Below are 23,183 nucleotides of genomic sequence, written 5' to 3'. Positions count from 1 at the left end.
GGGAGGGGTAGTTTAATTATTTAATATTTTGCCGAGTTGCTTTTCCAGATCTCCCTCGCGCAGGCTCCGGGCGATGATCTTACCATCGGGAGCTATCAGGAAGTTTTGCGGGATACCGCTTACACCATATAAGGCTACTACGCTGTTGGTTTCATGATCAAGATCAGCAACGTGTGCCCATGCGGTTAAGTGGTCATGGCTGATGGCATTATGCCAGGCTTTCTCGCGTGAACGGGTATCCAGCGAAACACTCAGTATCTCAAATCCATTTTGGTGGTATTGTTTGTATGCTGCCACTAAATGCGGGTTATCGGCACGGCAGGGGCTGCACCAACTGGCCCACAGATCAAGCAATACGTATTTGCCTTTATAGTCAGATAGTTTTACGGCATGCCCGGCGGTGTCCAGCAGGGTAAAATCTGTGGCCTGGCTGCCGACCGCTCCCTTGGTATTAAAGGTGATGGCATCTGTTATTCTTTTGTTAAACTGCCGTCCATCTTCACTTTCTTTAATATTGGAGGGCAGCATATCAAAATAAGGTTTCAACTTCTGGCCGTCAATACTATGACCGGTTCCTGCTAATTTCTGAAGCGCAAAAAATGCCGCCGGAGATTTAGCATGTTGTTTGATAAAACCACCGTATACTTTATCCGTAAAATCCTGCTCAAAAGCATATTGCCGGGCGTAGGCATCGTTGGCTGCAACGGTATCCTTTTGTTTCAGCAACTGGTAAGCCTTAGTTTTGAGTGCCTGGTTTTTATCTTCGTAAGGTTTGGCTGTTGAGGTTAATGTCTTATAGTCGTTATACCCGGCAGAGCCGCTTATGATGATGTCATGAAATTTTTTGATATGCGTTACTGTTGATATCCCCGGTGAAAGGAACAATAACGCTATGCCATCCGGTTGTATTTGCTTAACCGTCCTCATGTTGTAAGTCATCAACACGGTTTGCTGGCCTACTTCTAAATACCCTTTCAGGTTGTAGGAATGGTTGGTTACTTTGGCGCTGTCAATAACTTGTTTGAAGCCCAGCATATGCACAACATAAACCATTGGTACGTCAATACTATCCAGCTTTCCCCTGATCTCAAAGTTGGTTTTGTTTTGGGCCAGGCCCATAAAAGGGGCCGCCATAAGCAGCACCCCCAATAGTTTTTTCATGATAGTTTCCGATTATTTATTATGCATCAATGAGTAATGTTAATTGCTCTTTTGTTTATCATAAACCAGTTTTCCAGATATTTCCGATTCGCCGAATTTGAGTTTATAATCAATCGTAAAGGTTTGCAGATCTGGCGAAATGGTATAAGTTTTTACGCTCGGCGGCATTATACCTTTGGGGTTGTCCAAAGTTATAGTAACAGCATGGTCATTGACCCATTGAGTGGATAACTCACTCCTGGAAATAGTGGGGATCTCATTGATAACCGTGTTATTGGTTAATTGAGAAGGTTTTCCGTCAAGCCTGATAGTAGCCTTAGTGCTTTCGGTTGAATCTCCACTCTTGATATCGATCTCATCAGCTGTTTGATCAATGGTGAGTACCTGAACTTTTTTAGCACTGGCCGCGGTTAGGCGACCAAAGTCACTTTTACTTTCGTTTAAATGCCATGCACCTGCAAAATTCGCTTTTTTGGTTTGTGCCGTAGCGCCGTGGTTTATCAGGAAAAGGCTGGTCGCTAATATTATGGCTGTTAAGCTATGTTTCATGAGGGTTTTCATTATGGATGTTATTTAAAGATGGAAGCTAATTTGGTATGCAGATCTTCGCCGCGCAGGTTGGTAGCAATAACAACACCGTTAGGGTCGATCAGGAAGTTTTGCGGAATAGAACCTACGCCGTACAGTTGTGCCGCCTGGTTTTTCCAGCCCCTGAGGTCGGATATCTGTGTCCATGGCAGCGCATCGCTTGCGATAGCCTTGAGCCAGCTGGTTTTGGCCGATTCTGAATCAAGAGAAACACCTAATACGGTAAAGCCTTTGTCTTTGTACTTGTTGTAGGCCTTTAAAACGTTAGGGTTTTCCTGGCGGCATGGTAAGCACCAGCTGGCCCAAAAATCAACCAATACGTATTTACCTTTAAATGATGACAGGCTAACAGGTTTATCATGAATGTCATTTTCTGTAAACTCAGGCGCTTTACTGCCCACAGGTATCTTGCCTGCTTCTACTTTTTGTTTAGCCAGCGCGGCTTTCAGCATCGAGTCGCGCATTACCGGTATGTGCGCAATGGCTAAGCCTAATTTGTCGGTTTTAACATGGTTAGGCAGCTGTTGCATCAGCGTATCCTGGGCAGTGCCACCAACATAGCCAGATAACAGCAGCGCGTAGGTAGTAAAAGGGCTTACCCGGTTATTCGGGTTATTTCTAACAAACGTGTACATATCAATTAAACCCTTTGAGCCTAATAACCTGGATCTTTTCAGTACATCTGCTTGCAGTGCTTCGTTTGTTTTGTACGCTTCACTGGCTGCTATTTGTTTGAGCGCTTCTTTTTCCTTTACAACACCGCTGCTTATTTCAATTACCTGATTTTGAGCTGCTGCGGCCGAGCCAGACAGTGTGAACTTTTTAAGCGTACCATCAGAAACGATGTTGAGTTCGCCCTTGTCAAGATACAACGTGAGATCATTTGCCGGATTGGTTTTAGTTGCAGTGCTAATAGTTACTGCTATAGCTTCATCAACAGTGAGCTCCCCTTTAAACTGGTACTCATTATTTTTTACTTCGGTGCTATCGATATGCTTTTTTAATGTTCCGGATAAAAGTTCCGTCAGGTACAGTTTTGTGGGCACCGGAGATATGTTTTGTAGCTTACCATTAATAATAAATGGCTGGGTTTGTGCCATGCTTTGTAAACTTGCTATGCACAAGCTTGTGGTAAACAGAGCGATGATCTTTGTTTTCATGATGAGTTTTGTTATTAAAAAATGGATGGATTGATAAAATCAGCAGAACCTGATCCGATCCTGCTGAAGAGACATTATGATAATAGGGGTGTACGTTAATTATATCCCGGATTTTGTTTCAGGTTTGCATCAGCCCGGATGTCATCAGGGGGGATAGGCATCAATTGCTCGAAGCTGCTCCAGGTACCGCCTTTTTGTGGCGTTACCACGCTCATAACCGCATCAAGCTTGTTGGTGCGTTTCAGATCAAACCATCGGTGTCCCCATTCGCTAAAAAGTTCCACCTGGCGCTCATGTGCAACAGCATCAAGTATATCTGATTGTGAGGCTGCTGTAGTATTGGCCAGGCTTGCTCTTGCACGGACGATATTAATATCAGCAACGGCGCCAGACAAATTGTTCTGCTGAGCACGCGCTTCGGCCCGTATCAGGTACTGTTCGGCAAAGCGCATCACTATCGGATACTCGGTAACGGCAATGGTTGAACTCAATGACGCAACCTTGTATTTATTGGCATAATAATAAGTGGTTACCGGCGCGGTGGTGGTGGTGAATGTACCAACCCAGTTTGTTAAACGGGCATCTCCGGTCTCAAAAGCGTTTACCAGATTATTATTTAGCGGTAACTGGGTTGATAATGTATAACTTGCATTAACAATCAGGTAGTTGGCATCAATAGTGTTTAAGTAAAGTTGCGAAACCGGTTGCAATGCCCATAAGGTTTCCTTGCTGGCCCTTAAAAAAACCTGGTTCAGATTGCCTACCAGCGTGTAATTAGCATTGCCGATCACGGAGCTGGCCTGGGTTTCGGCATTTTTCCAATCTTTAAGATATAAATAAACCCTTGCCAGCATGGCGCTTGCCACCTGTTTGTTTGGCCTTATTCTATCTGTAACCGTATTGCCAGAGGCGTCTACGTACACATTATCGGCCAGTGCTCCCTGTGCGTCAGTCAAATCCTGTACTATCTGCTTGTAAATGGCATCGGGAGTACTATTAGGAAGAACATTATTAACGGTATAGTCATCACTGGTTGTTAATGGGGGGGTACCATAAAGATTTACCGCGTAAAAATAAATATAGGCACGTAAAAACTTCACCTCGCCTAAAAGCTGTTTTTTTACCCCATCGGTAATGGCCGAAGAGCCGGAAATGCCATTGATGGCCGTGTTACAGAAAAAAAGCTCTTTATAAAACTCACTCCAGAAAGGAGGTGGGCTGATGGGGGCATAGCTGTTTAAGTAAAATGTGCCTAATGAGGAGTTATTGGAGCTGATGTTTATCAATTCATCTGCTGCTAAACCCATAGTTAAACTTATACCGGCGCTGCCCTGGAAAAATGAGCCGGCAGACATTCTTGTATATATACCTGATACTACCGACTGTGCAGCACTGTTTGACGAGAATGCATTGCTGCTATTTGCCGCAACAAGCGAGGGGCCTACTTGTATGGCCTTTTTGCAGGAGCTGCCCAATAGGCCCAAAATGGCCAGCACGCTCATATATACTGCTATGGAATATATCTTTCTAATTTTCATGGTTTCTTATTTTTAAAGTGATGCTTGTATACCAAAAGTTATAGTCCGTAGCGGCGACATTTTTAGATAACTTTGAGTTTCAGGGTCCGAAAAATTGTAACCGCTGATGGTGGCCAGGTTTTCACCGAGTGCATAAACTCTCAGACTACGTAGGTGGCATTTCTTAGCTATCTCGTTATCGAACTGGTAACTGAGCGATGCGTTTTGTAACCTGATGTAAGAGGCGTCGCTGTAATATGCATCTAAAAACATGCTTCTGGCGTTCAATGCATTGAAGAGTGTTGTGCCAAAGGTGCTACCGAGTTTGCCAAACTTAGCCACATCACCCGGTTTTTGCCAATGATCTAAAATGGCTGTTGGATAGTTGGTATTAGGAAGTCCGGGCAGAAAACTGGTAGAAAGGATCTGTCCGAAAGGGCTTCGTCCGGTTTGTTTTATGCCGCGGAAAAGGAAACTGAGTGAAAAGCCCTTGAAGCTGATGGTGTTGGAAACGGAACCAAAGTAACCAGGATCGGTGTTTATCATTTTGGTTTGATCGGAACCTGAACTTGATGGTGCGGAAACAATTTTGCCGTCTTTATCATAAAACTGGTAAAGGCCGGTTTGCGGATCGACACCGGCATAGCGGTTAACAAAAAAAGTACCAACAGATTGGCTGATTTGTTGCTGAGCGAGCCCAGTGGCATTCGGGAAGGCCAATAATTTGTTACGCTGCCTGCTAATCATAAACGAGGTTGTCCATACAAAGCTCCCCGACTGGATATTAGTAGTGCTGAGCGTGATGTCGAACCCTTTATTTTGAACCTTAGCATCAATATTTTGATTTATCGCAGTAAAGCCAGTAGTTGAAGATAGTGGTACAGATGATAATACATCAGTTGTACGGTTTCTGAAGAAGTTACCCTGTAAGCCGATCCTTCCTTTCAAAAACTGGAGCTCAATACCGATATTTGCTTTAGCGGTACTTTCCCAACTCAGATACGGATTAGGCAGATTAGTTGGTATTATGCCTGGTACACCCTGGTAAGCGTTGGTTGACGATACAGCCGAAAAGTTTTCCAGATACAAATAAGTTCCTATCTGGTCGTTACCGGAAGTGCCGTAGCTTCCTTTTATCTTACCAAAACTGAGGAATGGTATGGCGTTTTTAATGAAGTTTTCTGAACTGAATACCCACCCGGCACCGGTTGCATAAAAGAAATGGAACTGACGATTCTGGCCAAATTTACTTGAGCCATCATACCTGCCAGAAAGATCAACTATATATTTGCCTTCCCAGTTATAATTGGCGCGGCCGTAAAGAGCGCTGTATTTGTAATTATAGGCGTTATAACCCTGCCCTAAAGCAACAATACTGCTGCCTGCAGCAATGTTGTTGATTAGCAGATCATTGCTATAACCTAATGCCTGCAATTGGGTAGCATCAACCATTTGCTTTTGTATACTTCCGCCAATCAAGACGTCAAGCGTACCTTTGCTTATACTGTGGTTATATTCAAGCTGCGGCTCTATACTCCAGAAGCTTTTATTGTTCCAGCTATAATTGGCTGAGCCCTTGACCCCCAGGGCTACGAGAGTTGGCAGAACAGAGGCCAGGGGAGTAGCCAGAAACTCATTAAGGGATTGTTTGTTGTAGCCTACAGTTGCCTGTACCTTTAAACCTTTAGCCAATAAATAACTGGCAACCATACTGCTGGTTAAATTTGATAAAGAAGTTCTTGCAAGGGCTTTGGCTGATAATAAAGGGTTACCAAATGTATTGTTTTGAAAGTTCAGTGATCCGTCAGCGTTATAAAGTGTCGGTGCATCCGGTGCAAGGTTGGCGTTACTGGTCAAGTCGACCGATGGAATGTTATTAAAGTCATAAGTATATCCACCGGTGAACTGCATATTAAATTTGTTATTATTGCTGGTAGAGTTCAAGCTGAAGTGCAATGAAGATGTTTGGTCTGATCCACCAATTAACTGTTGAACATTTGTTGAACGCCTGAAGTTACCGCTGACCAGATAGGAAACATTATTACCGCCTCCGGATATACTGGCCTGGGCATTGGTATTATAGCCGGTACCTTTTAAAAACATTTTTGACCAGTCGGTATAACGGGTGGTGTCCCAGGTGCCGTTTATGTCATAATCGGTAGGTAGTATAGCCGCATTATCATTTTTCTTGGCTTCATTGCGCATTTGCAGATATTGCTGTGTGTTTAGCAGTTGAGGGGTGGCAATCGCCTGGCTTATACCGCTGAAAACATTTACATCAATTCTTGTATTGCCTGCTTTACCTTTTTTTGTAGTGATCAATATAACGCCATTGGCACCTCTTGAACCATAAATGGATGTAGCATCAGCATCTTTTAAAACGTTAATACTTTCTATATCCAAAGGATTAATTAAACTTAATGCATCATAAGCCTGGTTATTTGATCCTAAAAAGTTAGACTTCTGAGATGAATAGCCGCCGCCATTATAAGGGATACCATCTATAACATAAAGCGGGGCCGAACTTGTGGTTAAACCATTTTGTCCTCTGATAACCACATTGTAGGTGCTTCCGGCCTGTCCCGTAGATTGACTGATGACCATGCCGGGAACAGTACCCTGTAGTACAGACAAGACGTTGCCTACCGGGTATTTCTCAATTTCCTTGGCTGTAACGGTGGTTTGGTCGCCCACGTTAAGCCTTTTGGTTGTTTGGCCGTAGGCTATCACCTGTATTTCATCCAATTTGCTGATATCTTCTTTAAGCTGTATCGTAAATGGCGATTTAAGGTCTTCAATACGCATCTCCTGTGTTTGATAGCCTACATAAGAAAATACCAGAACCACATTTTTGGAATTAACTAAAGCGTTGAACCGGCCTTCGGCATTTGTCACCCAGCCGGTTATAACGGTTGACCCTTTTACTTTTACCGTAACGCCCGGTAATGCAAAGCCGTTTTGGCCGGTGACCTTTCCTGATATGAAAATAAGTTCACTACGTTGTGCCGTAGTTTCTTTAAGGCGTACCACTATGGTATTGTCAATAACTTTATAATTAAGCGGTTTATTGGCCAATAATTTCTCCATTACTTCTGTAATGTTGGCGTCGTTAATCTCGATATTGAAACTTGGAAAAGTACGCAGCACGTCAGGATCATACACGAAAGTGTAGCCACTCTGTTGTTCAATAGTTTTGAAAAGCTTCTCGTACGATATGTTTTTTGCCTTGAGGGTGATGCGCTGCGCAAAAGTGGCAGCGCTTACCTGCATGATACAAAGCAGAATTCCTAAAGTGGTCAATCTCATAACCAGGAAAAATTTGTGAAGTCCTTTCTTATCATATAAGAAAGGACTTAAAGTAAAATTTTGCATACTTTTGTATGGTTTGGGTTTGTAAGTACCTTGTTTAGTTCAAAATAAATTATGGTTAACCCAAACTATCAGCCGGGAAGTGTGTCACCACTCTCCGGTTTTTTTTGGGCCAACAAAAGGGGACGGAAGCCTGGCAACCGCTTTGATTTAAGAGGTGGTAATTATTTTACGATAATCCTCCTTCCTTCAATTTTAAAGTCGATACCTGCGTATTCTAATATGGATAAAGCCTTTGACGCGTCGGTGTATTTAGAGAATGAACCGGAAAGCCGTTTGGCGGGTATTTTTCCCTGGTACACCACGTCTACGTCATACCAGCGCGCAATCTGGCGCATAACGGTATGTATATCGGAATAGTCAAAATAAAACTTGCCGTTTTTCCAGGCAATAACTTCTGCGCTGTTAAAATTATTGGTTACGTTGATAGTTGAGCTGTTTGTATTATCAACCGCTTGTTCTCCCGGTTTTAGCATGGCTGATTTTGCATCTCTTCTGACTTTTACAGCGCCTTCAAACAATGTTGTTTTTATAACGGGCTCATCATCATAAGCATTGATATTAAAGTGGGTACCCAGCACCTCAACCGTTTGGCCGCGGGTAATTACTTTAAAAGGTTTGTGCTGATCATGTGATACCTCAAAGTAAACCTCGCCGGTTACCTGAACCGTTCTGTCATGACCGGTAAACGCTGTTGGATAGGTTATGGATGATGCCGCGTTTAACCAAACATTGGTACCATCGGCCAGTATCAGGTGATATTCGCCCCCACGTGGGGTGGCTGTAGTATTGTACACCGGGACAGATGGTTCGTTATCGTTTCTGTTATAAACAATTTGTCCCTCGGCTGTTTTGCTGACGGCCACATTACCTTGTTGTGCTATTTTGCCGTTTGAGGCGCCCGTTAAAATAATGCGCTGGCCGTTACCCAAAGTTAGTATGGCTTTATTACTACCCGGAGGAAGATCATTTTGTTTAGCTGTTGAAACCGTGTTTTCTGAATTTGGTGATGACTGATGGAAAGCTAAATACGCCGCGACAGAAACACATAAAAGAATGGTGGCCGCAATAGAAAGATAAAACCTTCTGCCCGCAATGCGTGCGGGTTTAGGAAGATTCGCTCTAACTGCGGTATAAGCAGCTTCAATTTCTTCCGGGGATGGTACTGTATTGTTATTAAGGCTATTAAGATACCAGCTTTCAACCCAGGCAGTTTCTTCCTGATCACATTTTCCTTCGATATACTTTTTTAGCAGATCTTTACTTTCCTGGTTAGTCATGGTGGCTTATTACTTGCTTATATTAGGTATTACGGTTTAAAATACCAGAGGGGGTATGCTGATGTAAAAAAAATTAAACTTTTTTAAACATTAGCTTAATGATTGTGAAGCTCCGGGGCAAAAAGCGACTGTTTATTGACGCTCAAAGCTAAATTGAAGTTAACAAAAAAGCTGCAGGAAATTACCCCGCGACTTTTTGATGGTTGACGTGTGTAATGATCCGTATCGTTTCAATTAGCACAGGTGATGCTATGGACAGCTGAAGCTGCTTTTCACAACTGCGACATAACGTATACTAAGCCCCAATTAATAATTGTGTATTCCATTGAAGAAGATTGCCGCAATCCAGGTTTGACCATTGATCAGATCAAAGTGGTCAGGCAGGAGCAGTCAGAGCCAATTCTTGATGAATTGGGATCGTAGTTTGATCAACAAGGACAAATCATTCGTTCTCGACCAGGCTGGTTTTGACCCTGTTTTGCAGCTTAATAAGCGCGGCGTTGCGCAACTGCCTGATCCGTTCCGGGCTCATGTCGATATATTTCGCGATCTCCGTTGGATTCATTGCGTGACCGCCATCCATGCCGTAAGTCATTTCGATAATTTGTCTTTCCCGATTAGTCAATGCAGATAACAGTTGATTCATCTCGGTGTGCTGCGATTCCACGATCAGGTCATGGTCGGGCGAAATGGCATCCTGCGGGGTGCTGTCCAGCAGTGAAAACCCTTCCTCGTTTAGAGGTGCATCATAGGAGGCGGTCCAGGGCGCACAATCCATCGCATCCCTGACATGCTCCTTTGATCGCTGCAAATGTTCAGCCAGTTGTTCAAGTGTAGGATGTCTTAGGGTTTCTTGTTCGATCTCGGCGATGGCCTTATTGATCCGGGTAATATCATGGATCTTATTCATGGGAAGGCGGATCACCCGGGCATGTTCAATGATGGCTGAGCTGATGCTTTGCCTGATCCACCATACGGCAAATGAAATAAACTTGAAACCTCTTGTTTCATCAAAACGTTCAGCAGCTTTGATCAGCCCGAGATTCCCCTCGCTGATCAGATCACTTAAGGGCAGGCCCTGGTACTGGTATTTTTTGGCTACGGAAACGACAAAGCGGAGGTTGCTGCGAATCAGTCTTTCACGCGCGGTTCTGTCACCCTGCCTGATCTTTGCCGCCAGGCTTACTTCTTCCTGCCCTGTAATGAGCTTTTCTCTTCCGATCTCGTTGAAATATTTCTCTACGGAAGGGTTGTCCTTGTTGGCGATCGTTGGTGTGAGCTGTATATTGCGCATCACTATACTATTTTAGTAAATTCATAGTTGTCTACCGGGAAGTCCGGATAAGCCGTTTTTAAGGGGAAGGTTTCATCAAGGACAAGCCCTTTTTGAATGCATAGCTGCTCCAGCATATCAATTGTCATTGTTTTTAGGTCATATTCGGGCTTCCATGACCAATCCTTCCTGGCCTGATCGTCTTTGATGCTGACTGGCCAGCTATTGGCAATTGTATTCCTGTAATCAGGTGCGTAGCTGACGTTAAATCCGGGAACGTACGCTCTGATCGCTGCAGCAAGGTCGCATGGTGCAAAGCTCATACCTGCAAGATTATAGGATGTCCTGATCGTTATGGATTCCCTGGGCGCGTTCATGAGTTCCAACACTGCGCGGACGGCATCAGGCATATACATCATAGGCAGACAGTTATCCTCTTCCAGAAAGCAGGTGTAATGGCCCTTTTCCAGCGCCTGGTGAAATATATCCACTGCATAATCCGTTGTCCCGCCGCCCGGGGGCGCTGTATAGGAGATCAGTCCGGGGAAGCGGATGCTCCGCACATCCACCCCGTGTTTTTCAAAATAATAATTGCACCAGTACTCGCCGGCCCTTTTACTGATGCCGTAAACGGTATTGGGCTCGATACGCGTTTGTTGAGGGCAGTTGTATTTGGGAGACCCGGGTCCGAATACGGCGATACTGCTTGGCCAAAATACCTTATCAAGAGCCAGGTTCTTGGCTATCTTCAAAACGGAAAGCAGGCTTTGGATATTCAGGTGCCAGGCCGCATCGATGTCCTGTTCGCCCCTGGCCGAAAGCATTGCCGCTAACAGGTAGATCTGTGTTACACCTAATTCCCTGACAATGTTTTCCAGGGCGGCATGATCCAGGACATCGAGGGTAATGTAATTCGCCTGTCCGGCTATAGGAGGGTGGATATCCGCTGCGATAATATTTTCCGGACCGTATTGCCTGTTTAAGGCAACTGTTAATTCGGTACCGATCTGCCCGCGGGCACCAATAATGAGGATCTTGTCTTTTTTCATGCTGATATATTATTTATGGCCGTTGCTGTTGTACTGTTCTGATTTTTGCGTTTCCGGAAGGCCATAGCCAACAGTAGCGTGCTGGTACATTAAGAGCCCGTAGGGGACTTTAGGGTCGATCCAGGTTGATTTCGGCGGCAGGATCTGCCCTGCGTCTGCCGCGCTGATCAACTGCTTTACCGACATTGGAAAGAGCGTAAACGCTATGGACGACGGTTCAGCCTTAAGTAGTGCAAGTGTCTCTTCCATAGCATTTTCGCCGCCTATGCATTTCAGACGGGTATCATTCCGGGGATCATTGATCTGGAAAACTTTTGCCAGAATCTCATCCTGTAAGAGAACGACATCCAGGGTTGCGGGCGATTTCGCATGTAGTTCATGCCATTTGCCGTGAATGCAGATTCCCAGGATATTTGCCGAAGCTGGCTTGACAGGTAAGTTCCCTTCACTTGGAACAATCGTAAACAGCTCGCCTAACCGGGAGAACAGGTCAGCATCGTTTACAGCAGTATCAGGAATGACCACACGGTAAAATTCAATGATCCGTAGCTGGTCGGTGGCAATATAAAGGGAAGAGATATACTCATCGGAGCCAGACTCAAGCGCGAGCCTGGCCGTTGAAGCAAGTCTGTGGTGCCCGTCAGCCATATATACGGTTTCGACCTGGGTGAAAGCAGCCGTTATTTTACGGAGCGTTTCGCTGTCCTCGATCTTCCAGATGCGGTGCAGGCTCTTCCTGTTACCTACGGTTGACTTCCTGGTGTTGGCACAAGTTTCCGCAATGATCCTGTTGATCGTCATATCCGGCTGATATGTCAGTAAAACCGGGCTACCCTCCAGGCCGGTTTGTTTAAGGTAATTAGAAATCCTGCGTTCACTGTCGGCGATGGTATGTTCGTGCAGTTTGATCTTGCCGTCGAAGAAATCCCGGATGGATGTCATGGCCCAGATACCGGTTTGCCGGTAATTGCGGTGAACGATCTCATAGATATAAATTCCAGGCTGCTCATCCTTTCTTATCCGTTCCAGCTTCAATAAGCATTCCAGCGACTCCCGGATCTCGCGGTATGCCTGTTCCTGTCCTTCAGCTGTTTCAGGGCGTATGCGTGCAGGGGCTTCCAATTGAGTTTTCAGGGGCATTAAGGGATGTTCCTTTTCGCCGATGCCAAAATAAAATACTTGCTCGTCGCCGGGAAATATCAACCCGTCGGCATAGAATGAATTAGGGCGCAGCGCGCGAAAGGGTTGGATAGTGGCCATCTTTATATTTTATACCTGAACCAGGTTTTGTTGTGTTTCGAATGTGTAAGTTTTCATACAGTCCACCAGGGCCCGCACGCTTTCAAGGGGGAGCGCGTTGTAAAGGGAGGCCCTGAACCCACCGATGGTGCGGTAGCCTTTGATGCCTACCATGCCCTGCCTTGCGGCATAGCGTAGAAATTCTTCTTCCTTTTCCTCCTCGTGCATCCGGAAGGTTACATTCATCAGGGAACGGTCGGCCTTTTCAGCCAGCCCGTAAAACAATGGGTTACTGTCGATCTCCTCATAGAGCAATTGCGCTTTAGCCAGGTTTGCCATATGGATGAACTTCACACCGCCTTTGCTTTTTAACCATTGCAGGTTGAGCATCGCGGTATAGATCGCAAATACTGGTGGTGTATTATACATCGAGCCATTGGCCCGGTATACCCGGTAATCAAGGATGGCATGTACCGGGTTTTTAATGCTGTCTAAAAAGCTGTTCTTAGCGATAACCAGTGTCATACCTGCTGGCCCCATGTTCTTTTGTGCGCCCGCGTAGATCAGGTCGAAGTCGCTGATATTGATCACCCTGCTGAAAATATCAGATGACATGTCGCAAACAACAGGGACCGGCGATTTCGGGAAGTTGAACATTTCAGTTCCTTCTATGGTATTATTGGAGGTAACGTGGAAATATGCTGCGTCTGCCGGTATGTTGTAATCCTTGGGGATGGAATGGTATTGGGTGTCTTTAGAAGTTGCTACAACAGCAACATCGCCCGAGATCTTCGCTTCTTTGATGGCTTTCTCACCAAAGAAACCAGCCTCCAGGTATGCCGCTTTTTGCCCTTTACCCAAAAAGCACATGGGCACCATTGCAAACTGCATGCTGGCACCGCCCTGTAAAAAGAGGATGCTGTAGTTTTCGGGAACGTCGAGGAGCTCCCTCACCAAAAATTCGGTTTCGCGAACGACCAATTCAAATTCAGTAGAACGATGGGAGATCTCTAAAATGGAAAGGCCCGCCCTGTCCCAGTGTTTTACGGCTTCCGATGCCCGTGTCAATACGGAATCCGGCAGGATGCATGGCCCTGCCCCGAAGTTGTGTTTTTTATTCAGCATATCGGCATTTTATAATTGGTTGGGAAATGCGGGATTGGTTCCTGTATTTCTATACAAAGTTTTGATATTTTGGTCATTAAAACTATACTGTATTTGTACTTTGGAAAACATGACTAAAATCTATGGCTTTTTTGGTCAAAATTTCCAAACAGGATGCAATTGGTGACGGATTTCATTGGATTAGTCGCATCGAATGTTGGGTTAAATACACTTTCTACTTTGTTTGTTATGCCAATTTAAGCGTTTTGGAAAGTAAAATCATACTTGTATTTTGAATAATAGATGAATTTATCCTTACTTTGCCCATGCCAATTTATAAACTTATTTACGTATTCTTTACACTAAGTATATGACTAAAGTGACTACCTTAGGCCAGTTTATCATTGAAAAGCAGGCAGATTTTCCATATGCAAAAGGCGAGCTTTCGAGGCTGCTGCGCGATATAGGCATTGCCGCCAAAATCGTCAACCGCGAGGTAAATAAAGCTGGTCTGATGGATATCCTCGGCAACGCGGGTAGTACCAAGATTCAGGGCGAAAACCAGCAAAAGCTACATCAACGGTCCCCTATCTTTATCGGCTCTAAAGTAATGGTCGAAAATGCCGAAAGCTTATTACTGGCCACCAACGCTTTAATCTCCGCTTAAAATGGAACACGTATTAGATAAAACAGATTTGGGTATACTGAAACTTCTGGAACAGGATGCCCGCCTTACGCATAAGGAGATCGCCCATTTACTGCATAAAACGATTACTCCCATACATGCCAGGATCCGCCGCTTGCAGGAAGAGGGATATATTCAGCGTTATACCGCTATCATTGATCACAAAAAGGTAGGTAAGGGATTGATTGCCTATACCCAGGTACATGTAAGGGAACACTCACAGGAAAGCCTGATGGCTTTTATGGAGGAAGTTAAAAAGTTACCTGAAGTACTGGAGTGTTACCACATGACCGGCGCCTTTGACTTCCTGTTGCGCCTGGCCATCAAAGATATGGACGAGTACAACGACGTGCTGATCAAAAAGCTTTCGAAATTGCCGGATGTGGGTAATATGCAAAGTTTCTTCGTGATGTCAGAAGTCAAAAGGGAGACCGGGTACATGTTCGGGACGGAATGAGAAGCCAATTGTACCGGTATTTCCGGCGAGAAAATAAAAATTGAACTAACCGTGACCGCCCGGACGAGGGGCAGCATTTTTTGCTGGGAAGACCGGGAATAAGCAGCCCTTTTTCTTTATCTACTGATAGTAAATTGTTGTCGGAATGTACAATCCTTTCGTAAGTGGTAGTTTACTTTGGTAAATAATTATTGATGGATTAAATTTTATTTATTCTTTACTTTTTTTAATTGAAAGTATTTTTTTTATCTTTTTTTTGCTTTTATTTTGTTAATTTAAACTAAACTGTGCAATTTTTAAAGATAAAAATTCAAAAATTTCAGTTTTGTTTAATTTTATAATAATTATAAAAGATAAAATTTATCTAAATTAAATTTTATATAAAAAAACTAATTTTTTTTGTTTAAAAATGTATTTAATTAAAAGTTGTATAAATATTATTAAGTTTAATTATTATTTTTTTATTTAAAAATAAAAAAAGGTAAAAACAGTTTAAAATAATAGCTTATAAAATTAAAAATATTGTAACAAATCTATTATAAACTAAATATTATCTTTTTTTAGCGTGTTGAATTGATATTTTCGATGAAATTCAATACAAAATGAAAAAAATAATACTCTTTTGTTTTCTTTTGATGATGCTTAAGGTTTCCAGTGCTCAGGAAACATTCCCTGTTAACGGGGCCTGGGATATTCGGCCAGGGCTATATGCCTTCGTTAATGGCACTATAGTGGTTAGCGCCGATCAAACCATAAGCGGCGGTACATTACTTATTAAAGACAGGATAATTGAGGCGGTGGGTAAGGCTATTGCCGTTCCTAAAGGTTATACTACGATTGATCTGAAAGGAAAATTTATCTATCCGGGATTGGTTGATGCGTATACAACCTATGGGATGCCTGAACTACCAAGGCAGGCATTCGGTGCCGGAGGTTTTGGCGGACGAAGCTCCATATCGATATCAACCAAGCCGGGAGCCTATGGATGGAACGAAGCCATCAAACCCGAAATGAATGCCAAAACGGTATTTCACGTTGATACCAAAAATGAAGATCTGAAGAAGAATGGCTTTAGTACTGTACAATCATTAATACATGACGGTATTGCACGCGGTACCTCAGTAGTTGTTAGTTTGGGCGACGAGCGCGATAACTTAGTAATGCTTAAAGACGAGGCTGCCGCGCATTATTCTTTTAACAAAGGCACCGCGGCTACTAATTACCCATCGTCGTTAATGGGTAGTATTGCCTTGTTGCGTCAAACATATTATGATGCGCAGTGGTACAAGAGCCAGAAAGAAGAATACAATATTTCCCTTGATCAATTTAATCAAACCCAAAACCTGCCCCAGATATTTGAGGTGAACGATCCGCAAAGCATTCTGCGGGCTGACAAAATAGCCAAAGAATTTGGACGTCAGTATATCTACAAAACCGATGGTCAGGAATATCAGCGCATTACCGCGATTAAAGCTACAGGCAGCGCCTTCATTATTCCGCTAAATTTCCCGGCTCCTTATGATGTGGAAAATCCGCTGGATGCCCGGAGTATCAAATATGACCAGCTAAAAAATTGGGAACTTGCACCAACCAATCCGGCTGTGCTTGAAAAAGCGGGTGTAAAGTTTGCAATTACCTCCTTTGGGCTAACCAACGCGCATGATTTTTGGACTAACCTCAGAAGCGCCATAACCAATGGCTTAAGTGAAAAACAAGCTTTAAATTCATTAACAACCGTGCCGGCAGAAATGCTTGGTGTAGCCGATAAAGTGGGCACATTGGCAAAAGGAAAAATTGCCAGTTTCCTGATCACGTCTGATAACCTGTTTAAGCCCGATAATATCATTTACGAAAACTGGATAGAAGGCCGTCCATACGTGGTTAGTAAAATTGAGATTGCCGATCTTAGGGGTAATTATTTACTCAATGGCGATGGTTTTGCCAATACCACTTTAAAAATAAGCGGCACACCGGGCGAGTATGATGTAAACATGGAGCGCTCCGGCGCGGATAGCGCCCGCGTTCATGGCACTATTACCAGGACCGGCGATCAGATCAGTATTTATTTTGATTACAAGAAAGCACCGGCAGGTATTGTCCGTTTGGCTGGATATATTACTGCTGTATCACCGTTAACTTTTAGGGGCGACGCCGCGTTTCCCGATGGGTCACAGGGTAAATGGACAGCTACCTATACTGGCCATGCTTCCGAAACGCCAAAGCGCGACAGGCCTAAACCAAATTTAGCCGTTGGTCCTGTGGTTTATCCGTTCGCAGCATTTGGCAATGCCGAGTTGCCTGTAGCCGAAACTGTATTATTGAAAAATGGTACCGTTTGGACAAACGAAAAAGAAGGCGTTTTGAAAAATACCGACGTTTTAATTGAAAATGGAAAGATAAAGGCTATCGGCAAAAATTTATCCTCACCAACAGCTAAGGTAATTGATGCAACAGGCAAGCATATATCTGCAGGCATTGTTGATGAACATTCACATATCGCGGTTACAGGTGGTATCAACGAAGGTACGCAATCTGTCACCTCCGAAGTGCGCATTGCTGATGCGATTGATGCCCAGGATATTAACTTGTACAGGCAGCTGGCAGGTGGTGTTACTACATCACATATACTACATGGTTCGGCTAATGCCATTGGCGGACAAACTCAATTAATTAAACATCGCTGGGGTATGCTGCCCGAGGATATTAAGTATAAAGGAAGCGATGGGTTTATCAAATTTGCCCTGGGCGAAAACGTAAAGGGCAGTAACCGCAGCATATCTCCTACAGATAACGCCACACTGCGTTTTCCGCAAACACGTATGGGGGTTGAGGAAGTGTATATAGATGCCTTTACACGTGCTAAAGAATACAAGGCCGCCCGCGCTGTAAAAGGCAGTACTACCCGCAGAGATCTGGAGCTGGATGCCCTGGTAGAGATATTGGACAACAAACGCTTTATTACCTGCCACTCGTACGTGCAGTCAGAAATTAATATGCTGATGCATGTTTCTGATTCTTTGGGTTTTCATATCAACACGTTCACCCACATATTGGAAGGCTATAAAGTGGCCGATAAAATGAAAGCGCATAATATCGCGGGTTCCACATTTTCGGACTGGTGGGCTTATAAAAGCGAGGTTGCCGAAGCTATTCCATATAACGGCAAGCTGATGCATGAAGTTGGTTTGGTAACCGGTTTTAATTCAGACGATGCCGAAATGGCCCGCCGCCTTAACCAGGAAGCCGGGAAAGCGGTTACCTATGGTCACATGAGCGAAGAGGACGCTTTAAAACTGGTAACCCTGAATCCGGCTAAAATGCTGCATGTAGACGACCGGATAGGCAGTCTTAAACCGGGTAAAGACGCTGACGTAGTATTATGGTCGGCCGATCCTTTATCTATTTACGCCGTTGCCGAAAAAACCTATGTCGACGGTGTGCTTTATTGGGACATTGAAAAAGACGCAGCGAAACAAAAAGCTTTAGCCGCAGATGAAGCCCGCATTATTCAAAAAATGCTGGAAGCAAAAAGCAAAGGCTCAGCCACGCAAAGGCCGGCTCCTAACCGGAGGCGTTTGTACGAATGCGAAAGTGTGGAAACCGAAAATTTTGTAGTGGAAGACGACTACACAGATATGGAACGGGCCAGAGAAGCCGCGCACGAGCAAAAAAACAATAACATACAGTAATTCTATTTTGAAAATCAATATGAAAAGAACAATATTAAGTTTGGGCGTATTATTGCTGGCTACCACGCTTACTTACGCGCAGGCAAATATTTCACCCACAAAACCTCAATCCAAGCCTGTTGTCATTACCGGTGCTACCATACATGTAGGTAACGGGCAGGTAATTAACAACGGATACATCGCTTTTGATAAAGGTAAAATTACAGGTATTGGTGAGGGTACAGCACCTGTCACTGCCGGTAGTGAGGTAATTAACGCTGCAGGCAAACAAATATACCCGGGTTTTATAGCGCCCATGACCACTCTGGGGCTGATTGAAGTTGAAGAAGGCGCGCGCGGTACGGTTGATGATGCCGAAACGGGCGACCTTAACCCGCATGTACGGTCGTTAGTTGCCTATAACACCGATTCGAAAGTTATTCCTACAGTGCGTTCAAACGGTATTTTACTTGCCCAACCCACCCCTAATGGTGGCATAATTTCAGGCGAGTCATCGGTTGTGCAATTAGATGCCTGGAACTGGGAAGACGCAGCTTATAAAAAGGATATCGCTATTCATTTAAACTGGCCTGTTGCTGTTGAGAGCGGCCGGGGCAGAAGAGCGTTTGTAGCACCCGGTGTTGTGCAGGAAACACCCGCCCAACGTGCTCAAAAAACGGTTGACAATATTACCCGGCTGTTTGAGCAGGCTAAATCATACGCCGAAATTACTAAACCAGAAGTGAAGAATATACGGCTGGAGGCTATGAGGGGTTTATTCAACGGTACCAAAAAACTATTCATTATAGCAGATGGCGCCAAAGAAATTATACAGGCGGTAAATTTTGCTAAACGCTTTGGAGTTTCGGCTGTAATTGTGGGCGGTAAAGAATCATTCCTTGTAATGGATTTATTAAAAGAAAATAATGTACCGGTAATTATCCGCGAAACCCAGGCTTTGCCTGATAGGGATGAAGATGATGTTTACCTGCCGTATAAACTGCCTAAATTATTGCAGGATGGCGGCGTACTTTATGGTTTAACCGGTATTGGTTTCTGGCGGCAGCGCAACTTGCCATTTGAAGCAGGGGAAGCAGTGGGTTATGGCTTAACCAAAGAGCAGGCTCTGTCAATGATCACCATGAACAATGCTAAAATACTGGGTATCGACAAAACCACCGGCACATTGGAAACTGGTAAGGATGCCAACCTTTTTATATCAGCAGGTGATGCTTTGGATATGATTGGTATAGACGTGGAAATCGCTTTTATACAGGGGAGAAGCATTAATCTCGACAATTTACACAAGCAGCTTTATAAAAAATTCAGCGATAAATATGGCTTAAAGCCATAACCTCATTTTATCCCCGCAAGCTTAAGTATAGCCCGGGGCTAGTTCTTTCAGAACAAATTACTATTAACTGATCATATAATTTATTTCAATGAAAAAACTATTACTTAACTGTATGTGGGTTTTATTGTTGCTGGCATCCCATGCCTATGCGCAAGACCGAACAATCACCGGAACCGTAACCGGCAAAGACGACGGACGACCGATTCCCGGTGCCAGTGTTGCCTTAAAAGGTACCAGAAAAGGCACTCAAACCGATCCAAATGGTAAATTTTCCATCCAGGTAAGCAAAGGGCCGCAAACGTTGATATTTACCTTTATAGGGTATCAGGCAAAACCGGTTGAAATAACAGGCAGTGTTGTTAATGTTGCGTTAGATCCTGATCAAAGGCAGTTAAGCGAGGTTGTGGTTGTTGGCTATGGCACCCAATTAAAAAGAGACAACGTGGGCAGTATTGCACAGGTTAAAGGAAGTGCGCTTGTTGAACAACCGGTGCAGAATTTTGTACAGTCGCTGGGTGGCAGGGCGTCGGGTGTGCAGGTTACCGTTCCTAATGGCGTATTAAATACGGCTCCGATATTTCATATAAGGGGTACAAACTCCATATCACTGGGTTCGCAGCCGCTTATCGTGGTAGACGGTGTACCTGCTTTTAGTGAGAATTTGGTTGGTGGCGAAGCTGGTGGCAACCCGCTATCAAACATTAACCCGGAAGATATTGAAAGTATTGATGTTGCCAAGGATGCTTCCGCTACAGCTATTTATGGTAGCCGTGCAGCAAACGGGGTTGTTTTTGTAACTACCAAAAAAGGTAAAAAAGGCAATGCTGTAGTAAGTGTTGATAGCTGGATGGGGGTAACTAAAGTAAACCGCTTGCCAAAGGTTTTAAACGCGGCCCAATATGTGGCGCTAAAAAACGAGGCCATGACCAATGCGGGTTTATTTAATGAAAATAGCTATTATGCTACTTTAACGCCCGGTCCGGATGGTAAACCTATTGATACCGATTGGGAAAAGTTAATTTACAGAACTGGTAAGTCATACAATGGCTCGGTGAGTGTATCAGGAGGTACAGATAAAACCACTTATTACCTATCATCCAATTACAGCAAGCAGGAGGGTGTGATACAGAAAAACGACTTTACCAACAAGGGTATACTTTTTAATCTGAATCATAAAGCCAGCAAAATAATTTCAATGGGTGCCAAGTTGGGTTACTCCGATAATCAGAATTATGCTGCTACATCATCGGGCTCATTAGTGGGAGAGGCCTACAGCACAGCCGGGTTAGGGCGTCTTGCTTTATTGCTTCCATCCAACTTATCTCCTTATAATAATGATGGTAGCTATAACCTGAATCCGGCAAACGGATCAATAGGGGTGATGAACAATAAAGGGTACGCTATAAGTTATCCGAACCCGCAGCCTGCGCTTGACCTTGACCGTGCCAATAATGAAATTAATCATGCTACCGGTAATGTTTACCTGCAATTGAATCCCCTGCCATGGATTACGCTGAAAACTACCTATGGTATTGATTACTTATATTTCACCAGCGATACATTTTTTAATCCCATATCAAATTTTTCGGTTGCCAGCAATGGGGTTGTTACCAATAATGCAAGTGTTGCCGATACTTATGCGCAATATAAAAGAACAGTTTGGGATAATATAGCCCAGTTTGATCATTCATTCGGAGATCATAATTTTTCATTATTGTTAGGTAATGAGCAACAGCGCAGCCTAACGTATGGTTATGGTTTAACGCGCACCACACTTTCAGACCCGGCGTTTAACCAAATACAGGCCGGTTATGCGATCAATACCGTTCCCGCGTCATCCTTACTCAACAGCGAGAACTACCTGGTTTCTTTTTTCGGTCGTTTAAATTATGATTTTGATAAAAAGTACTTTTTAACCGCTACGCTTCGTAAAGATGGTTTTTCAGCTTTTGGCTCGGGCCGTAAATATGGTTATTTCCCGGGTGTTGGTTTAGGCTGGGAAATTGCAAAAGAGAAATTCTGGGAAAACCTGAAGCTTGATAAAGTATTCAGCAGCTTTAAATTGAAGGGGAGTTATGGTAAGGTTGGCAACAATAGCGGGTTAAATGATTATGGTTCTTACGGATTTTATGCCAATAGCCTTTTTAACGGTAATGCCACACTTGCTCCAAGCCAAACAGGTAATGACAACCTGGGCTGGGAAACAAGTACCAAAACAGACATCGGGTTTAATTTTGGTTTATTTGGCGACAGGATTACCGGCGACTTTGGTTATTATAAAAATGATATCACCGGTTTAATATTTAATGTTCCTACAGCCCCTTCCGGCGGTTTGGCCACTAACCCCCCGGTTAATATAGGCTCTATGTATAACAAAGGGTTTGAATTTAATATTGATGCTGATATCATCAGATCAACAGGTTTTAAATGGAGCGCTAATTTTAACATCAGCTTTAATACAAATAAAATCACCTCCTTAATACCCGGCACAAATTCCTTTACTTATTCTACATCAAGCCTGGAAATTGCCAATATTAATAAAGTAGGCGGCTCTGTGGGCGATTTGTACATTATTCGCTCTGCAGGTGTTGACCCGGCTACCGGCGACAGGATCTTTATCAATGGTAAAGGCCAAAAGGTTTTATATACATTCAACGGAACAACCCATTATTTTAATCCTGATGGTACACCATATTTAACTGCTGCTGGTGCTCCTAATCAAATTAACCAAACGGCCGATGCTGTTGATTATGGCAGGGCAACCCCTAAAGAAGTGGGCGGTATAAGCAACTCTTTTCATTATAAAAACTTTGATCTGAATGTTTTGTTAACGTACCAGCTTGGGTTTTATGTTTACTACGGAACCGCAGCCACACTAACCGACCAGCGTTTCTGGAACAACTCTACCGATATATTTGACCACTGGACAGCACCGGGGCAGGTAGCAAAATATCCTAAAGTGATTTTTGGTGATAACGTATCAAACGGCACTTCTTTCCCTACAGATTTTAACGTGTACAAAGGTGATTTCCTGAAGGTTAAAACTATAAATTTTGGTTATACCCTGCCCAAAAACCTGCTGAAAAAAGTAGGTATATCAAGCGTAAGGGTATATGTTAGCGGGCAAAACCTGTTTGTTTTCACAAAATATCCTGGTCCGGATCCGGAAGTTTCCTCAAACGGAACAACAAACAGTTCACCTGGTGTCGACAGAAATACCGCAGCTAACGGCCGCACTTTAACAGCAGGATTCTCGGTTAAGTTTTAACTATTAAATTA

General features: G+C 43.8%; 14 protein-coding genes and 1 pseudogene. 5 read left to right on the top strand and 10 right to left on the bottom strand.

Going from position 1 to position 23,183, the window contains the following annotated elements:
• Positions 1 to 12 precede the first annotated feature (12 nt).
• The 10 genes from M2273_RS05105 to serC form a co-directional block, all read right to left on the bottom strand.
• Entirely contained in the window at positions 13 to 1,161 is a 1,149-nt protein-coding gene (locus M2273_RS05105; protein ID WP_429393811.1) for a redoxin domain-containing protein, read from the bottom strand.
• A gap of 39 nt (positions 1,162 to 1,200) precedes the next feature.
• Entirely contained in the window at positions 1,201 to 1,722 is a 522-nt protein-coding gene (locus tag M2273_RS05100; RefSeq protein ID WP_429393808.1) for a hypothetical protein, read from the bottom strand.
• An 8-nt stretch (positions 1,723 to 1,730) separates the two neighbouring features.
• Positions 1,731 to 2,909 (bottom strand): redoxin domain-containing protein, encoded by a 1,179-nt coding sequence (locus tag M2273_RS05095; protein ID WP_429393805.1) that lies wholly within the window; start codon positions 2,907 to 2,909, stop codon positions 1,731 to 1,733.
• 95 nt (positions 2,910 to 3,004) lie between these two features.
• On the bottom strand, positions 3,005 to 4,447 hold the full coding sequence (locus M2273_RS05090) for a RagB/SusD family nutrient uptake outer membrane protein (RefSeq protein ID WP_429393803.1): 1,443 nt from the start codon (positions 4,445 to 4,447) through the stop codon (positions 3,005 to 3,007).
• Positions 4,448 to 4,459: 12 nt separating this feature from the next.
• Positions 4,460 to 7,732, bottom strand: coding sequence for a SusC/RagA family TonB-linked outer membrane protein (locus M2273_RS05085; RefSeq protein ID WP_429393801.1), 3,273 nt, complete (start codon positions 7,730 to 7,732; stop codon positions 4,460 to 4,462).
• Positions 7,733 to 7,959: 227 nt separating this feature from the next.
• Positions 7,960 to 9,075 (bottom strand): FecR family protein, encoded by a 1,116-nt coding sequence (locus tag M2273_RS05080; protein ID WP_429393798.1) that lies wholly within the window; start codon positions 9,073 to 9,075, stop codon positions 7,960 to 7,962.
• Between the two features lie 442 nt (positions 9,076 to 9,517).
• A complete protein-coding gene (locus tag M2273_RS05075) occupies positions 9,518 to 10,369 on the bottom strand; it encodes a sigma-70 family RNA polymerase sigma factor (protein ID WP_429393796.1) in 852 nt (283 codons plus the stop codon).
• 2 nt (positions 10,370 to 10,371) lie between these two features.
• Positions 10,372 to 11,397, bottom strand: a complete 1,026-nt coding sequence (locus M2273_RS05070) for an NAD-dependent epimerase/dehydratase family protein (RefSeq protein ID WP_429393794.1) — start codon at positions 11,395 to 11,397, stop codon at positions 10,372 to 10,374.
• Between the two features lie 9 nt (positions 11,398 to 11,406).
• A complete protein-coding gene (locus M2273_RS05065) occupies positions 11,407 to 12,657 on the bottom strand; it encodes a DUF1015 family protein (protein ID WP_429393792.1) in 1,251 nt (416 codons plus the stop codon).
• 9 nt (positions 12,658 to 12,666) lie between these two features.
• Positions 12,667 to 13,761: a 3-phosphoserine/phosphohydroxythreonine transaminase gene (gene serC, locus M2273_RS05060; protein WP_429393789.1), complete on the bottom strand. Its 1,095-nt coding sequence runs from the start codon at positions 13,759 to 13,761 to the stop codon at positions 12,667 to 12,669.
• Positions 13,762 to 14,110: 349 nt separating this feature from the next.
• On the opposite strand from serC, the pseudogene M2273_RS05055 reads away from it, so the two are divergent.
• The 5 genes and pseudogenes from M2273_RS05055 to M2273_RS05035 form a co-directional block, all read left to right on the top strand.
• Positions 14,111 to 14,314 (top strand): annotated as a pseudogene (locus M2273_RS05055) (class 1 fructose-bisphosphatase); the annotation flags it as partial.
• 94 nt (positions 14,315 to 14,408) lie between these two features.
• Positions 14,409 to 14,882, top strand: a complete 474-nt coding sequence (locus M2273_RS05050; RefSeq protein WP_429393787.1) for an Lrp/AsnC family transcriptional regulator — start codon at positions 14,409 to 14,411, stop codon at positions 14,880 to 14,882.
• Positions 14,883 to 15,484: 602 nt separating this feature from the next.
• The gene (locus M2273_RS05045; protein ID WP_429393785.1) at positions 15,485 to 18,571 is read left to right on the top strand and encodes an amidohydrolase family protein; all 3,087 of its coding nucleotides are present in this window, start codon (positions 15,485 to 15,487) and stop codon (positions 18,569 to 18,571) included.
• A gap of 19 nt (positions 18,572 to 18,590) precedes the next feature.
• On the top strand, positions 18,591 to 19,904 hold the full coding sequence (locus tag M2273_RS05040; protein ID WP_429393783.1) for an amidohydrolase family protein: 1,314 nt from the start codon (positions 18,591 to 18,593) through the stop codon (positions 19,902 to 19,904).
• Positions 19,905 to 19,992: 88 nt separating this feature from the next.
• Complete coding sequence (locus tag M2273_RS05035; protein ID WP_429393781.1) at positions 19,993 to 23,172, top strand: SusC/RagA family TonB-linked outer membrane protein; 3,180 nt, start codon at positions 19,993 to 19,995, stop codon at positions 23,170 to 23,172.
• Positions 23,173 to 23,183: the final 11 nt, after the last annotated feature.

It is taken from the genome of Mucilaginibacter lappiensis, assembly GCF_050433765.1.
GTDB lineage: Bacteria > Bacteroidota > Bacteroidia > Sphingobacteriales > Sphingobacteriaceae > Mucilaginibacter > Mucilaginibacter lappiensis_A.
Note: the sequence above shows the minus strand (reverse complement) of the source record. Positions and strands in the feature narration are given on the sequence as shown.

Excerpts from the sequence above, each read along its gene's own strand:
- M2273_RS05105 (WP_429393811.1), bottom strand. The coding sequence starts at position 1,161 with ATGAAAAAACTATTGGGGGTGCTGCTTATGGCGGCCCCTTTTATGGGC.
- M2273_RS05100 (WP_429393808.1), bottom strand. The coding sequence starts at position 1,722 with ATGAAAACCCTCATGAAACATAGCTTAACAGCCATAATATTAGCGACC.
- M2273_RS05095 (WP_429393805.1), bottom strand. The coding sequence starts at position 2,909 with ATGAAAACAAAGATCATCGCTCTGTTTACCACAAGCTTGTGCATAGCA.
- M2273_RS05090 (WP_429393803.1), bottom strand. The coding sequence starts at position 4,447 with ATGAAAATTAGAAAGATATATTCCATAGCAGTATATATGAGCGTGCTG.
- M2273_RS05085 (WP_429393801.1), bottom strand. The coding sequence starts at position 7,732 with ATGAGATTGACCACTTTAGGAATTCTGCTTTGTATCATGCAGGTAAGC.
- M2273_RS05080 (WP_429393798.1), bottom strand. The coding sequence starts at position 9,075 with ATGACTAACCAGGAAAGTAAAGATCTGCTAAAAAAGTATATCGAAGGA.
- M2273_RS05075 (WP_429393796.1), bottom strand. The coding sequence starts at position 10,369 with ATGCGCAATATACAGCTCACACCAACGATCGCCAACAAGGACAACCCT.
- M2273_RS05070 (WP_429393794.1), bottom strand. The coding sequence starts at position 11,397 with ATGAAAAAAGACAAGATCCTCATTATTGGTGCCCGCGGGCAGATCGGT.
- M2273_RS05065 (WP_429393792.1), bottom strand. The coding sequence starts at position 12,657 with ATGGCCACTATCCAACCCTTTCGCGCGCTGCGCCCTAATTCATTCTAT.
- serC (WP_429393789.1), bottom strand. The coding sequence starts at position 13,761 with ATGCTGAATAAAAAACACAACTTCGGGGCAGGGCCATGCATCCTGCCG.
- M2273_RS05050 (WP_429393787.1), top strand. The coding sequence starts at position 14,409 with ATGGAACACGTATTAGATAAAACAGATTTGGGTATACTGAAACTTCTG.
- M2273_RS05045 (WP_429393785.1), top strand. The coding sequence starts at position 15,485 with ATGAAAAAAATAATACTCTTTTGTTTTCTTTTGATGATGCTTAAGGTT.
- M2273_RS05040 (WP_429393783.1), top strand. The coding sequence starts at position 18,591 with ATGAAAAGAACAATATTAAGTTTGGGCGTATTATTGCTGGCTACCACG.
- M2273_RS05035 (WP_429393781.1), top strand. The coding sequence starts at position 19,993 with ATGAAAAAACTATTACTTAACTGTATGTGGGTTTTATTGTTGCTGGCA.